The sequence below is a fragment of the Celeribacter sp. ULVN23_4 genome, from assembly GCF_054788345.1.
On sequence record NZ_JBTVYO010000009.1, the window covers coordinates 34,142 to 48,460 of the forward strand.

The window sequence follows — 14,319 nt, forward strand, 5'->3', positions numbered from 1 at the left end:
CTCCTTAGAATGCTTAGGCGTGTCACTTTCGCGCGGCCATAAACGCCTTGAGCCGCGCCAGACCTTCGCGAATGTCCTCCGTCGAACGCGCATAGGAAAACCGCAGGGTCTGAGCGCCGCGCACCGGATCGAAATCAAGCCCCGGCGTCACCGCGACGCCGGCCTCGGCGAGAATCTCGTCACAGAATGCCTTGCTGTCCTCGGTGTACTCCGACACATCCGCATAGATGTAGAACGCCCCATCCGGCGGTGCGATCTTGTCAAAGCCGATCTTCGGCAGCTCTTCGAGCATCAAACGCCGGTTCTCGGCATAGACATCGACCATCTCCTGACAGTCCTGCCGCGATTGCAGCGCACCAAGGGCCGCGACCTGCGAGGCATGCGGCGGGCAGAGGAAAAAGTTCTGCGCGATGCGTTCGATCACCCGCACATGATCCTCCGGCACGACCATCCAACCGATGCGCCAGCCGGTCATCGAGAAGAATTTCGAGAATGAGTTGATGACATAGACATCGTCTGAAAGCTCAAGCGCGGTGACCGCCCGACCCTCATATTGGATCCCGTGATAAATCTCGTCGGAAATAAACGTGATGCCCTTGTCATGGCAGGTTTTAATCAGCGCGCCCATTTCCTCATGGCCCAGCATGGTGCCGGAGGGATTGCCCGGCGAGGCCACGATCAGACCGTCGATCCCGTCCGGGATTTCAGATGGCACCGGCTGCAACCGGTTTTCCATTTTCGTCGGAATACCAACCGGTTCGACATCAAGGCCGGTGAGGATTTGCCGATAGGACGGATAGCCCGGCTCGCCCATGCCAACTTTCGCGCCCGCATCGAACAGGGCGGTGAAAGCAAGGATAAACGCCCCCGACGATCCCGGCGTGATCACCACACGGTTCCAGTCGAGATCGACGCCGTACCAATCCTTGTAAAGCGCCGCGATCCCTTTGCGCAGCTCCGGCAGACCAAGCGCCACAGTGTAGCCCAAAGGCTCGTTTTCCATCGCCTCGGCCACTGCTGCGCGGGCCTTGGACGGTGCCCCGGTCGAGGGTTGGCCGACCTCCATATGGATGATGTGCCGCCCCGCCTCTTCGGCGGCCCGCGCCGCCTCCATCACGTCCATCACGATAAAAGGATCGACCACGGATCGTTGGGAGGTTTTCATGACACGGCTCCTGTGTTTGACTTCGGCAAACCCATGCCAGCCAGCGCGAGGAAATGCAATGCGGCGGATCACGACCAAGACCTTTGCGGCAGCGCTCATGCTCGTCCTGAGCTTCGCCGCCCTGCCCCTCGCGGGTCACGCCGCGACCATCCTGCGGGATCCAGACATCGAATATGCGCTGAACCGTCTGGCTGGACCGATCTTTGACGCGGCGGGCCTGTCCTCGCAGCGCATGAAGATCATCATCATTCAGGACAACACGCCGAATGCTTTCGTGGCCGACAATCAGCATATCTTCATCCATTCCGGGCTGCTCCTGCGCCTTGAGAGCGCCGCAGAGCTGCAAGCGGTGATCGCGCATGAGGTGGCCCATATCACCGGCGGCCATATCACCCAGCGCTACGGACAGGCGAAAGCCGCCTCGACGATTGCGGGGCTTGGCCTGCTCCTGTCCGGCGCGGTGATCGCAAGCGGCGGCAATGGCGAAGCGGCTGCGGGCTTGGCGATGGGGATTTCCGGCTCCGCGCAACGTGTGCTCAACGGCCATTCTCAGGCGCAGGAGGCCTCAGCCGATCAGGCTGGTGTCCGCTACATGGTGCGCGCGGGCGTTCCGCCGCAAGCGATGCTCGATGTGCTCGACATGTTTCGCGGGCAGGAAGTGCTCTCTCGCCAGCGTCAGGATCCCTACACCCGTACCCACCCGTTGAGCCGGGAACGGCTTCGAGCGCTCAAGGGTTATGTCGCCGCGACCCAGACCGTCGCCCCGCCCGATCCCAAGGCGGACTATTGGTACGCCCGTGCGCGCGGCAAGCTTGAAGCCTTCATCCGGCCACCGTCCTACACGTTGCGGCGGGTCAAAGCCTCGGACACCTCGGAAATCGCCCTCATGCGCCGCGCCGTAGCGCTGCACCGCGTACCGAAACAGAGCGAGGCCATCGCCACCATTGCGCAGCTCGTCGCCCTACGCCCGAAAGACCCGTATTACGCCGAGCTTCAGGGTCAAATCCTGCTCGAAAGCCGCCAATTCGACGCCGCCGTCGCCGCCTATGGTCGAGCCGCGTCCATCGCACCGTCGGAGCCACAAATCCAGTCCGGTCTCGGGCGGGCGCTGCTGGCGCGCGGACGGGGGGCCGATCTCAAGGCCGCGATCAAGGCGCTTGAAGCCGCACGCAGCCGCGATCCTTACGACACAGTCCTCCTGCGCCATCTCGCCACCGCCTACGCCCGCACCGGCCAAGAGGCCATGGCCGCTCTCAACGCCGCCGAAGCCCATGCTCTCAGGGGAGATTTCAAGGCCGCGCTGCCGCTCGCAAAACGCGCCTCTGCGGCCTTGGGTCACGGAACTGTAGGGTGGAACCGGGCACAAGATGTGATAGATGCTGCTGAACAGGTCCTGAAACGGAGATAGACCATATGCCTTTCGCCAAAGCCATCGCCCGTCTCGGGGTCGCAACGCTTTTCACCGCCTCCACCGCGCTGGCCGCCAATGCTTTTGACATGGCCGATATGAGCGATGCCGAGCGCGAAGCGTTCCGCGCCGAGGTCCGCGCCTATCTCCTCGAAAATCCCGAAGTTCTGATGGAAGCCGTCGATGTCTATCAACAACGTCAGGCCGACGCTCAGGTCGCCAATGACGCGGACCTGATCGCCAGCTACGCCGGGCCGATCTACGATGACAGCAACGATGCGGTCTATGGCAACCCCGAGGGCGACATCGTTCTGGTTGAATTCTCCGACTACCGCTGCGGCTATTGCAAGAAAGCCTACCCGGATGTTCAGGCCCTTCTCGAAAAAGACGGCAACATCAAACTGATCGTCAAAGAATTCCCGATCCTCGGCGATGCCTCCGTCATGGCCGCCCGTTTTGCCGTGGCCACCAAACTGGTCGAGGGCAACGAAGCCTATCTGAAACTGCACGACGAGCTGATGCAGTCGCGCGGCGACATTTCCGAAGGCGCCCTGCGCCGCATGGCGAAAGATCTCGACATCGACGCTGACAAAGTGATTGCCGAGATGGACAGTGACGCGGTCACCGCCGTTCTCGCCCAGAACCACCAGCTCGCCACGGCACTGCAAATCACCGGGACGCCCGGTTTCATTCTCGGCGACCAGATGCTGCGCGGCTATGTCCCCTATGATGGTCTCGTCGAGATCGTCAAAGAGGTGCGTGCCAACCGTTGATCCGGTTCAGACACTCCGAAATGACAAACCCCGCCAATTTGGCGGGGTTTTTATTTGAGTATTTAAAGCGTTTCTCAAAAACTTGAGGCAGCAAAGGAAATGCGGAGCGTCCTTCGCTTATTCCGCAGCGTCCTGAGCGTTTGCCGCGTCAAGCTCTTCTGCTTTCTTTTCGACCTGCGCGACGATGTGCTCGATCATGCTGTCGTTTGACATTTTATGGTCCTGCTTGCCGCCAAGATAGACCATGCCATGACCTGCCCCGCCGCCGGTCCAACCGACATCGGTCATCAAAGCTTCGCCCGGCCCGTTCACCACACAGCCGATGATCGACAGGCTCATCGGGGTCTTGATGTGTTCCAGCCGCTTTTCGAGTTCTTCGACGGTCTTGATCACATCGAAGCCCTGACGCGCGCAGGACGGGCAGGAAATGATATTCACGCCGCGATGGCGCAGACCGAGGGATTTGAGGATTTCATAGCCGACCTTGACCTCTTCCACCGGATCGGCGGAGAGCGACACGCGCAGCGTATCGCCAATGCCCATCCACAGAAGCTGACCGAGACCGATGGCGGATTTGATCGTGCCGGACATCAGCCCGCCCGCTTCGGTGATCCCAAGGTGGATCGGCGCGTCGGTGGCTTCGGCAAGCTGTTGATAGGCCGCAGCCGCCATGAAGACGTCAGAGGCTTTCACCGAAATTTTGAAATTATGGAAATCGTTGTCTTCGAGGATCTTAATGTGATCCATGCCGCTCTCGACCATCGCGTCGGGGCACGGTTCACCGTATTTCTCCAAAAGATGCTTTTCGAGCGAGCCAGCATTCACACCGATCCGCATGGAGCAATTGTTGTCGCGCGCCGCTTGGATCACGTCCTTGACGCGTTTCTCGTCGCCGATATTGCCCGGATTGATCCGAAGACAGGCCGCGCCTGCCTCCGCCGCCTCGATGCCGCGCATGTAGTGGAAATGGATATCGGCCACGATCGGCACCGGGCTTTCGCGGCAAATCTCTTTGAGCGCCGCCGAGCTTTCCTTGTCCGGCACAGACACCCGCACGATATCCGCCCCGGCCTCCGCCGCGCGGATCACCTGATCCAGCGTCGCTTTGACGTCATGGGTCAGCGTATTGGTCATGGTCTGAACAGAGATCGGCGCATCGCCGCCCACGGGCACGTTCCCGACCCAAATCTTGCGGCTCACACGACGGTCGATGTTGCGCCAGGGACGAACGGGATTATGGGACATGGGGGCCTCTTTTGCGAAACGCAGCGTTTGGCATCTAGATAGGCCGCTGCGCCCCGAGGGGCAAGCCATGCGGCCCGTCTTAATGCTGAGTTAAGCTGCGACTTATTCCGCGTTCTGTGCGACGCGGAACATCTGCGCCACGCTGTCGTTGGACGCCATGTCCACCGGTTTGTACATGTCGGACACATCCGCCACGGACAGGGCGATATTCTTGACCACTTCACCCGAGGAGCCGACCGGGCCATAGGCCTGACCGCTCACAGCGAAATAGACGCCGCCACCGTTGCCTGTGCGCAGTAAGGGCGGTTGTTCCATGGCCGGCACGACATAGCGCTCGCCCGCGTTCAAGATTTTCTCGAAAATCACGGACCCGTCAGCGGCCTGCACCCGCACCCAAGACGGCAGAACCGCCACCAGAGCCAGTTGCGGCGCATCCTCTGCGGTCACCTGCACCGGCGTGTCGTCACCTTCGGACATCACGGCATCGGCAATCATGTTGGACATGTCATTGAGACGGTCTTCGCGCTCGGCAGCTTGGCTTTCACCGGCCAGAGCGCCAACGCTGCGCGGATCGAGCGACGCAATCGGCCCGTCCCGCGGCACCAGAACCGGCACGTCGAGCGCTTGCGGACGATAAAGACGATCCAGCGCTTCGGCCGACGGCGTTGCGAGCCCAACGCTTTCATCCATGCCAGCCACGGTCATCTGATCCCCGCCAAGCGGAGCCACCTCGGAAATCACGCCGGGAGCCTGATCCACCGGAGCCAGTTTGACCTTTTGAATTTCCTGCAACACGGTCCAGCCGCCGTAGCCGATCACGCCCAAAAGCGCGAGCAGCACCGCCGAGGAGCCAAGCGCGCCCGGTTCGATCCGGGACATAAAGCTCTGACCGCGCGGCACAAACGTGGCGTTCGGATCGGCGAACGGATCGCGATTGGTCGATTTCTGGGCCGTTTTGGCCGGGGCCGCGCGCTTGACCGAAGCCTGCGGCGACATGCCATGCGCAACGGAGAACCCGCTCTCCTGACAGAAACGGCCAAAGGCCCAATCAGGATCGAGGTTCAGATACCGGGCGTAAGACCGCACGTAACCTGCGATAAAGCCTTGGGTTTCGAACACGGAGGGATCAGCATTCTCGATCGCGGCGATATAGGTCGCCTTAATCTTCAGCTCACGCTGCACATCGAGAAGGGATTTACCAATGGTGGCGCGTTCGCCACGCATGACGTCGCCAAGCTTTAGCTCGAAGTCGTCGAACCCGCGAGGATGTTCCTGCTCCTCGACAGGTGGTTTGCTCCACCGCCCGATCATTATACTGCCCTAATCTGGTCCTGTCCCCGTGAGGCTCCTGACGATTACGATTCGCCGAAGCCTCTTGAACAAGTGTTACCACATGCACAATCACTGCGCACAGCAGATATAATGTTTACCCCGCCAATTCGGCACGATTCAGCGCACAATGGCTCCACAGCGCGTCGAGCGCCTTGATCAGGTGATCCATTTCATCCGGGCCGTGAACCGGCGACGGCGTGAAGCGCAGACGCTCCGTCCCGCGCGGCACCGTCGGGTAGTTCACCGGCTGTACGTAGATGCCGTATTTATCCAGCATCATGTCGGACATCAGCTTGGTGTGTTTCGGATCGCCCACGATCAGCGGCACGATATGCGAGCCATTGTCCGTGATCGGCAGGCCGAGACCTTTGAGGCGGGTCTTGAGGATTTTCGCCTGCGTCTGGTGTTTCTCGCGCAGGTTCACACCGCCCTCGCCTTTCAGCCAGGCAATAGACGCCGCAGCGCCAGCCGCGACTGCCGGCGGGATGGAGGTGGTGAAGATGAAGCCCGGCGCATAAGAGCGCACGGCGTCACACATTTTCTCGGACGCTGCGATATAGCCGCCGAACACGCCGAAGGCCTTGCCCAGCGTGCCGTTGATGATATCGAGACGCCCCATCAGACCGTCACGCTCGGCAACACCGCCACCGCGCGGACCGTACATACCCACGGCATGCACTTCGTCGAGATAGGTCAAGGCGTTGAATTCATCTGCAATATCGCAAATCTCTTTGATCGGACCGAAGTCGCCATCCATCGAGTAGACCGACTCGAAAGCGATCAGTTTCGGCGCGGCCGGATCGTCGGCGGCCAGAAGCTCACGCAGGTGATCGAGATCGTTGTGGCGGAAAATCCGTTTGGAGCCGCCGTTGCGACGAATGCCTTCGATCATAGACGCGTGGTTCAGCTCGTCGGAATAGATGATGAGACCCGGGAACAGCGTCGGCAGGGTCGAAAGCGTCGCGTCATTGGCGATGTACGCCGAGGAGAAGACCAAAGCCGCTTCTTTGCCGTGAAGATCGGCCAGCTCAGCTTCGAGACGTTTGTGGTACACGGTGGTGCCGGAAATGTTGCGCGTGCCACCGGAGCCTGCGCCCGTTGCGTCCACGGCTTCTTTCATCGCGTCAAGCACAACCGGATTTTGGCCCATGCCGAGATAATCGTTGCCGCACCACACCGTCACCGGTTGCTGCGTGCCATCGGGCCGTGTCCAGGTCGCGTGCGGGAATTGACCACGTTTGCGCTCAATATCGATGAAGGTCCGGTAGCGTCCCTCGTCGTGCAAACGTTGGAGGGCTTCCTCAAGCTTCGCCGTGTAGTCCACTTTTTATCCTTTCGCGCGTCTCAGGTCTGCCTGTTTTAGCGGCTTAAAACGAAAATTGCGACACATATTCACAATTCGCAAGATAACACCGCAAGGAAACCCTTATAAGGAGCATGAGCATATTGTTTTGCCCGCCCCTTTTAGAATGACTAAAAACCCTTTCTGTATGATCTATGTCAACCCGTGGAACGCGTCTGGACACCAGTTTTCAGAGGCGTAAGCTGCGGCAAAACATCCCGAGCAAGATCAAAGGTTTCCTATAATGAACACACGTCTCGATCCGGTGCTGTCGCGCATCGACGCCGACATTGAACCGACTCTCGACCGACTGATGGAGTTCCTGCGCATCCCGTCGATTTCCACCGACCCCGCGCACAAGGCCGACTGCCTGAAAGCCGCGCAATGGCTTGTAAATGACCTAAAATCTCTCGGCGCGGAGGTGGAACTGTGTGAGACGCCCGGCCATCCGATGGTCTGGGGCAAAATCGGCACCGGCGGCCCGCACCTTCTGTTCTACGGTCACTATGACGTTCAGCCGGTGGATCCGCTTTCGCTTTGGGATCACGACCCGTTTGAGCCCTTCATCGAAGATCGCGATACCGGAAAAGTGATCCGCGCCCGCGGTGCTTCCGACGACAAAGGTCAACTCATGACCTTCGTCGAGGCCTGCCGCGCCTGGATTGCTGAACATGGCGAGATGCCCTGCACCATCACCTTCTTCTTTGAAGGTGAAGAAGAAAGCGGCTCCCCCTCGCTCATCCCCTTCATGGAAGCCAACAAGGACAAGCTCGCCGCCGATCTCGCCCTGATCTGCGACACGTCCATGGTCTCCCCCGGCGTGCCCTCCATCGCGTCTCAACTGCGCGGCATGCTCAAAGACGAGTTCACCCTTGTCGGCCCGTCGATGGACCTGCACTCCGGCCATTACGGCGGCCCGGCGCTCAACCCCTTGCGCGAAATCTCCAAACTCATCGCCACATTCCACGACGAGAATGGCCGTGTGACGGTCAAGGATTTCTACGAGGGCGTTGAAGAGGTTCCCGCCGAGCAACGCGCCCAATGGGAAAACTGTGGCTTTGATGAGAAAGACTATCTCGAAAACGCCGGCATGACGGTGGCCCATGGCGAGAGCGGCTATTCCACGCTGGAACAGCAATGGGCGCGCCCGACCCTTGAGATCAATGGGCTTTGGGGGGGCTATCAGGGGCCGGGGTCGAAAACCGTGATCCCGGCGGAGGCGCATTGCAAGATCACCTGCCGTCTGGTCGGGACACAAAACCCCGACGCGATCCGCAAGAACCTGCGCGCGCATATCGAATCCCGTCTGCCCATCGATGCGAAAGTCGTCTGGGACCAAGATCTCGACGGCTCCCCCGCCGCTGTGATGAACATTGCCCGCCCCGAATTCGAAGCCGCCCGTCAGGCGCTCTCGGACGAATGGAACCGCGAAGCCGTGTTCGCGGGCATGGGCGGCTCGATCCCGATTGCGGGCTTCTTCACCACCATTCTCGGTTTGGATTCCATGTTGGTCGGCTACGCCGATGACGACGACCGCATCCACTCTCCGAATGAGAAATACGGCCTGAAGAATTTCCACAAAGGCATCCGCAGCTGGGCGCGTATCCTCGACGCCGTGTCCAAAGCCTGACGCGCACATCTTTCGCACGACCGGGCCCGCACATCAGCGCGGGCCCGTTTCTATTTCGGTCGCGATCACCAAGATCATCCGCCGCACGCCACGAGACGCATTCCGGGAAATCAGCGGACATGCAGCCCGGTTGCGCCAAAACTAAGACGGTTTCAACTTTCATCCGCCCGCCCCCCGCGCCGATCCCCGCGGATGAGTTTTACGATCAACAGCCCCCAGGGCAGCCCGTGGAAAAACAGATCGAAAATGTCGATCGGGCGGCTCAGGCTTCCAGAAGCAAGCATCTTCAGCTTCTCCCAGATATGCGGCTCCGGCACGAATGGCGCGAGGCCAAGCGTCAGAGCAACCAGAATAAAGGTCGAAAGCGGAATGGAATCGATCAGTTTCATCCCTCTTTCCTGCCCGCCTTTGCTCAGTCCTCCAAGCGTTTTCCCGGCGTCACCTCGCCAGCTTCATGCACGTCATCGACCGGTCTGCGTTCAAAACAGTTCCAGCTCATTCGCGCTCTCAGGCTTCGGCACGGTTTCGACAATCTGAGATGCGTCAGAAACCAGTTTTTGCCGCGCCTTGCCAAGCGCTGGATAAAACTCGACCCGGCGCGCCTGCCCCCCGCCAAGGCTCTGACCATCACAGGGAATGTTCTCCCGCTCCAGATAGGACAAAACGAACACCCCGTTCTGGTTGCCGGCATTGGTGAGCCCTTTGTACATCTCCGCCCCGCCAAAGACTTTCGCGCGCAGCCGTTCCCGGACCGCGCCATGGCGGATCAACCCATTGATCAGCAATTCCATCGCATTCGCCCCGAAGGAACTGACATCACTGCGCGAGGGCGGCCCTTCCGGCAGAAGGAAATGGTTCATGCCGCCAAGCTTGGCGACCGGATCCCAAAGGCAGGTCGCCACACAAGAGCCCAGAATGGTGGAGATCACCGCCGTCTCACTCGCGGCAATCGCATACTCGCCCTGCGCGATATAGGTGCGGCTCCCAGAGGCCTGTTTTTCCGAAATTGTCGTCATGATGCCCTCACCTGTGCAGGGCTCTCGCAGAGCCGCAGCATCTCCTCCCCGAACACATCCAGATCGGCCCAGCGTTCGACCCCGCCGAGCTCGCCCGCGACGCGCGGCATGCCAAAGACAACACAGCTTTCCTTACTTTGCCCAAGCGTGCGCGCCCCGGCCTTGCGCAAAGCGGCCATTCCCTCAGCCCCATCACGCCCCATCCCCGTCAAAATCCCCGCCACGACACGGTGCGCGACGGGCAGCGCCGACACGAACATCGCATCAACCGAGGGCCGGTGGCCGGAAACCGGCGGACCTTCTTGCAATCTGGCGCATAGCTCGCCCCTGCTGTCCAAGTTCAAATGAGTGGCTCCACCCGGCGCAATCATAATCTGTCCGGGACGCAATAGCGCACCATCCGTGGCGAGCGTCACCCGGGGCGACACCAGCGGATCAAGCCGGGCCGCGAAACTGACGAGGAAAGGCTCCGGCATATGTTGCGTGATCAAGGTCGGGGGACAATCGACCGGAAAGCTTTGCAGAATACGTTCGATCGCATCCACCGCCCCCGTCGATCCGCCGATCAGACATAGCCTTCGAAACACCCTGTCTTTGGCTGGCTCAGTACGCATCAAACCGGGGCGCCGCGGTGTGGGCAATCGTGCACGTGCGGCCATGACCACTGTGTCAGAAAGCTGTGCGAAATTCTCAAACTCATCGCCAAACCTTGGTTTCTCGACGCAATCGACCGCCCCTAAGGCCATCGCCTCGACCGCGACATCGCTGCCGCGCCCCGTCAGGGTCGACACCATCACGACAGGCATCGGTCGATGCCGCATGAGGCGTTTGAGAAACTCAAGGCCGCTCATATTTGGCATTTCAACATCCAGCGTCATCACATCCGGTCGCCATCTGTTCACCGCATCGCGCGCTTCCCGTGCTGTACTCGCTTCGGCCACCACCTCAAGCCTTGGATCGGCCTCAAGAATGGAGCGAATGAGACGCCGCATTGTGGCGGAATCATCCACAATCAAAACACGCAATGCTTTCACGGAACCCTCCTAAGAACAGGCCTTGACGATCTTACAGTCGACTTAGAAATCTTCCCAATCGTCCTCGATTGGAGGCGCGACGGATGGGACCGCATTCACAGCCTGTTTTGCCGGACGTTGCGGAGCGCGCGGCTGCTCTGCTCGCGTGGCTGTCGGCGGGGTAGATCGCTGAAGTTCGGCGGCTTGCAAGCCCTTCGCCGGGGCAGCCCCGTTTTGCACAGTTCCAATTGCAAATCGGGATGTCGTCACATTCAGATTTTCCGCCTCACGGGTCAAAGCATGGCTTGCCGCCGTCGTTTGCTCGAACATGGCAGCATTCTGTTGCGTCACCTGATCAAGCTGGTTCACCGCCGCGTTGATCTCCGCAAGGCCTGAGGATTGTTCGCGGGCGGAGACGGCAATCTCAGACACGTTGTGAGAAATATCGGACACCGACAAAACAATGCCACGCAAGGCCTCACCGGTTTCTCCAACAAGCCCCACACCGCGTTTCACCAATGTCCCGGACTTGGAAATCAGATCATTTATTTCGCGTGCAGCTTCAGAAGATCGCTGCGCCAAGGCGCGGACTTCAGAAGCGACAACCGCAAAACCACGCCCGGCCTCGCCGGCCCGTGCCGCCTCAACCCCGGCATTCAGGGCCAGAAGGTTGGTCTGAAATGCGATATCGTCGATCACGGAGGTGATTTTAGAGATTTGGTCCGAAGACGTTTCGATTTGGCTCATTGCCTCGACAGCCTCCTGAACGACCTTACCCGAGGCTTCGGCATTGGCCTTGGCCGTATCCACCATTTCAGAGGCCTGCTTGGCGCCGTCAGCCGCAGAACGTACTGACGAGGTCAACTCATCAAGCGCAGTCGCCGTTTCTTCCAGCGTGGCCGCCTGTTTCTCTGTGCGGCGAGACAGATCATCCGCCGCGTTCGAGATTTCAGATGCTTCACCCCGGATCATATCGGCATTCTCGACGACATTGCGCATCGCGGACAAAAGGTTTTCGATCGCCTGATTGAAATCGCCTCGAAGTGTTTCATATTCCTCGGAAAAAACTTCTTCAAGACGGGAGGTCAAATCGCCCTGAGCCAGTTTTTTCAACCCCACTCGCAGCCCTTCCACCACACGGTCCTGCGACGCTTTCATGCGCTCGCGCTCCGTCTCTGCCGCGACAAGCGCCGCTTGGCTGTCGGTGATATCCGAGCCGAGAAGAATGATGCGGAAGGGGCGCCCGGAGGCATCTTTGACCGGGCTAAACGTGCCATCGAGAATGGAACTGTTGCCGCTCTTATCGTGGAGCTTGAATCTGCCGCTGATGCTTTCGCCCTTGTTAAGGCGATCCCAAACCTCCCCGCGTTCAGCAGCTTTTTTCGCGTCAAACGCAAAGATGTCGCCATGGTTCAATCCGATGAGTTCCTCGGGCGAGACACCCAACATACGAGAGAAGTTGTCATTGGCTTTCATAAGGCGACCGTCGACACCGAATTCCGCCTTGGCCTGATGGCTGTCGAGCGCGACAATCACAGCCTCATTGGTCCGGATGTCCGTGACATCCTTCCACTCCATCACACAGCCGATTTGAGTGCCGTCGAGATCGATCACGGCATTCACATCGAGCGCGAAGTGAACCAGCCCAACTTTCATATCCGTTGAAAACGGCATCTTGCTCGTATCCGATAGGATTGCGCGAATGCGACCCGGATCCTTATGGAAAATATCGATATTCTTCCCGACGATGTCGTCGGCATTGAAGCTTCCGAACATGCTTTGGAAAACCGGTTCATGTTCCTTGAGCAACGCATGCACGGCCGAGTTCATGTAGGTGATCGTGAAATTCGTATCGATCATCATCAAGGCGGCCGAGGAGCCCTCAAACGCAGCGCCTTTGAACAGACCGTCCCGCGTGGCCTGCTCGGCGCGCCCTAAGGCGTGGCGAAAATCATCCAGCGCATTGGCGATCTGCCCGATCTCGTCACCGCGCTCAACCCCCGGAACATCCACGGCATAGTTGCCTTCAGACACCGTTCTCATGGCCGTTTCCACACGCGTCAGAGGGCGTGCGATTGTCCGTGCGATGAGATATGCGATCAAGGCGACGATGGCCGTCATCAGAGCGCCCTGCCAGGCCATGGTGCGCGCCAAAGCCGTGGCGGGCTCCAAGATCTCTTCAATACTCTGCTCGGCAACGAGGCCCCAAGTCACCCCGTGATAATGAACCGGAAAATAGGCCGCGAGATGCGCCTGCCCCTCTGAGGTGCCTGCTTCCTGCTCGCGAAGAATGCCGATTTCTCCTGCAATCGCACGTTTCGCGGATTCACTCGACAATGTGACATTGAGGATATCATCGCCGTTGCCATGAATGCGATCAGAGCGGAGCCGCAGATCATCTCCGACCAGATAGGAATCCCCCGTTCTGCCCAATCCGGTCGTGCGGGTGGTGATGACATCGATCCGATCAACCGGCATTTGAAAGGCGATCACCCCTTGCGTCACGCCGCGGCGATCCAAAACCGGCGCGGCCAGAAACGCTGCTGGGGCGCCATGCGAAGGCGCATATTTTTCGAAATCTGCGAAAAAGATATTCGCACCATCTGCCGCGATTGACTGCTGCACCACACGACCAAGGCCGGTATCAGCATAGCTGCCCTCGACAAAATTGGTGGCGAAATCCTGTTCTTTGAAGACCGAATAGATCAGATCGCCCGACAGGGAAAAAACGAAGACATCGTAATAGCCCTTTTCCTCAACGAGGCTCCGAAAATAATCGTGGTAAAGCTTGTGAACCTGACTGTAGGCCGAGCCATCCTCGGCATAATCAAGCTTGTGCTTGAAACCCAGTTCATTCGGGTTTCGCTCAATATACCAGTCTTTCAGATAGGCTGTCCGATCCCCGTCAAGAATGTCCCACGCCTCGCCAAACCCGCGGATCGCGGAGAGCACCGTCGGGTTTTCAGATTGGCTTCGCAAATCGATATCGACCCCGTCAAGCCAGCCCTCAAGCTCAAGAGACCGCGCCTCCGCAACGGTCATCAGCGCCTCTTCGGCTTCTTGCAATAAGGATTGCGAGGCATTGCGATAGGACACAAGGTTCGCAATGGCGATCGTAACGATGGTCAATCCGATCATGATCGCCGGCAGTTTGTTCGCCAGCTTGATCTTGCTAAAAAAATTCATCTCGTGTCTCCAGGCATCGCGGGACGGCCCTCCGCCATGGAGCGCGTCGTTTGCGAGCGATCTGTTGGTCCGCATTCGGGCTGAGGGCCCAGCACGCAACGAACCATGCCGCCTAGGAGTGAAGATTCATTTAAGTCGGCGCGCTTTCGTCCGGCAAATCGAATTAATTTTCAGAAAATCACATCTATTTCCGGCCAAAAGGCAGGTTT

At 59.3% G+C, this 14,319-nt stretch carries 11 protein-coding genes; 3 read left to right on the forward strand and 8 right to left on the reverse strand.

What is annotated here, in order from left to right:
- Positions 1 to 22: 22 nt before the first annotated feature.
- Positions 23 to 1,165 (reverse strand): pyridoxal phosphate-dependent aminotransferase, encoded by a 1,143-nt coding sequence (locus tag ACYBHZ_RS16735; protein WP_460275442.1) that lies wholly within the window; start codon positions 1,163 to 1,165, stop codon positions 23 to 25.
- A 58-nt stretch (positions 1,166 to 1,223) separates the two neighbouring features.
- On the opposite strand from ACYBHZ_RS16735, the gene ACYBHZ_RS16740 reads away from it, so the two are divergent.
- A complete protein-coding gene (locus ACYBHZ_RS16740; RefSeq protein WP_460275443.1) occupies positions 1,224 to 2,573 on the forward strand; it encodes a M48 family metalloprotease in 1,350 nt (449 codons plus the stop codon).
- Positions 2,574 to 2,578: 5 nt separating this feature from the next.
- The gene (locus ACYBHZ_RS16745) at positions 2,579 to 3,346 is read left to right on the forward strand and encodes a DsbA family protein (RefSeq protein ID WP_460275444.1); all 768 of its coding nucleotides are present in this window, start codon (positions 2,579 to 2,581) and stop codon (positions 3,344 to 3,346) included.
- Positions 3,347 to 3,463: 117 nt separating this feature from the next.
- Here the strand turns inward: ACYBHZ_RS16745 and ispG are convergent, their stop codons facing one another.
- The 3 genes from ispG to hemA all read right to left on the reverse strand — a co-directional run bounded on the left by ispG (position 3,464) and on the right by hemA (position 7,247).
- A complete protein-coding gene (ispG, locus tag ACYBHZ_RS16750) occupies positions 3,464 to 4,591 on the reverse strand; it encodes a flavodoxin-dependent (E)-4-hydroxy-3-methylbut-2-enyl-diphosphate synthase (RefSeq protein ID WP_460275445.1) in 1,128 nt (375 codons plus the stop codon).
- Positions 4,592 to 4,693: 102 nt separating this feature from the next.
- Positions 4,694 to 5,902, reverse strand: coding sequence for a helix-turn-helix domain-containing protein (locus ACYBHZ_RS16755; RefSeq protein WP_460275446.1), 1,209 nt, complete (start codon positions 5,900 to 5,902; stop codon positions 4,694 to 4,696).
- Positions 5,903 to 6,017: 115 nt separating this feature from the next.
- Complete coding sequence (hemA, locus tag ACYBHZ_RS16760) at positions 6,018 to 7,247, reverse strand: 5-aminolevulinate synthase (protein WP_460275447.1); 1,230 nt, start codon at positions 7,245 to 7,247, stop codon at positions 6,018 to 6,020.
- Between the two features lie 262 nt (positions 7,248 to 7,509).
- On the opposite strand from hemA, the gene ACYBHZ_RS16765 reads away from it, so the two are divergent.
- Positions 7,510 to 8,895, forward strand: coding sequence for a dipeptidase (locus ACYBHZ_RS16765; RefSeq protein WP_460275448.1), 1,386 nt, complete (start codon positions 7,510 to 7,512; stop codon positions 8,893 to 8,895).
- 152 nt (positions 8,896 to 9,047) lie between these two features.
- On the opposite strand, the gene ACYBHZ_RS16770 is transcribed toward ACYBHZ_RS16765, so the two are convergent.
- The 4 genes from ACYBHZ_RS16770 to ACYBHZ_RS16785 form a co-directional block, all read right to left on the reverse strand.
- Positions 9,048 to 9,284 (reverse strand): RND transporter, encoded by a 237-nt coding sequence (locus ACYBHZ_RS16770; RefSeq protein ID WP_460275449.1) that lies wholly within the window; start codon positions 9,282 to 9,284, stop codon positions 9,048 to 9,050.
- A 90-nt stretch (positions 9,285 to 9,374) separates the two neighbouring features.
- Complete coding sequence (locus ACYBHZ_RS16775; RefSeq protein WP_460275450.1) at positions 9,375 to 9,911, reverse strand: chemotaxis protein CheD; 537 nt, start codon at positions 9,909 to 9,911, stop codon at positions 9,375 to 9,377.
- Positions 9,908 to 10,945, reverse strand: a complete 1,038-nt coding sequence (locus tag ACYBHZ_RS16780; protein WP_460275451.1) for a protein-glutamate methylesterase/protein-glutamine glutaminase — start codon at positions 10,943 to 10,945, stop codon at positions 9,908 to 9,910. The genes ACYBHZ_RS16775 and ACYBHZ_RS16780 overlap by 4 nt, the downstream gene beginning before the upstream one ends.
- 42 nt (positions 10,946 to 10,987) lie before the next feature.
- Positions 10,988 to 14,110, reverse strand: coding sequence for a methyl-accepting chemotaxis protein (locus tag ACYBHZ_RS16785; protein WP_460275452.1), 3,123 nt, complete (start codon positions 14,108 to 14,110; stop codon positions 10,988 to 10,990).
- Between the last annotated feature and the right edge of the window lie 209 nt (positions 14,111 to 14,319).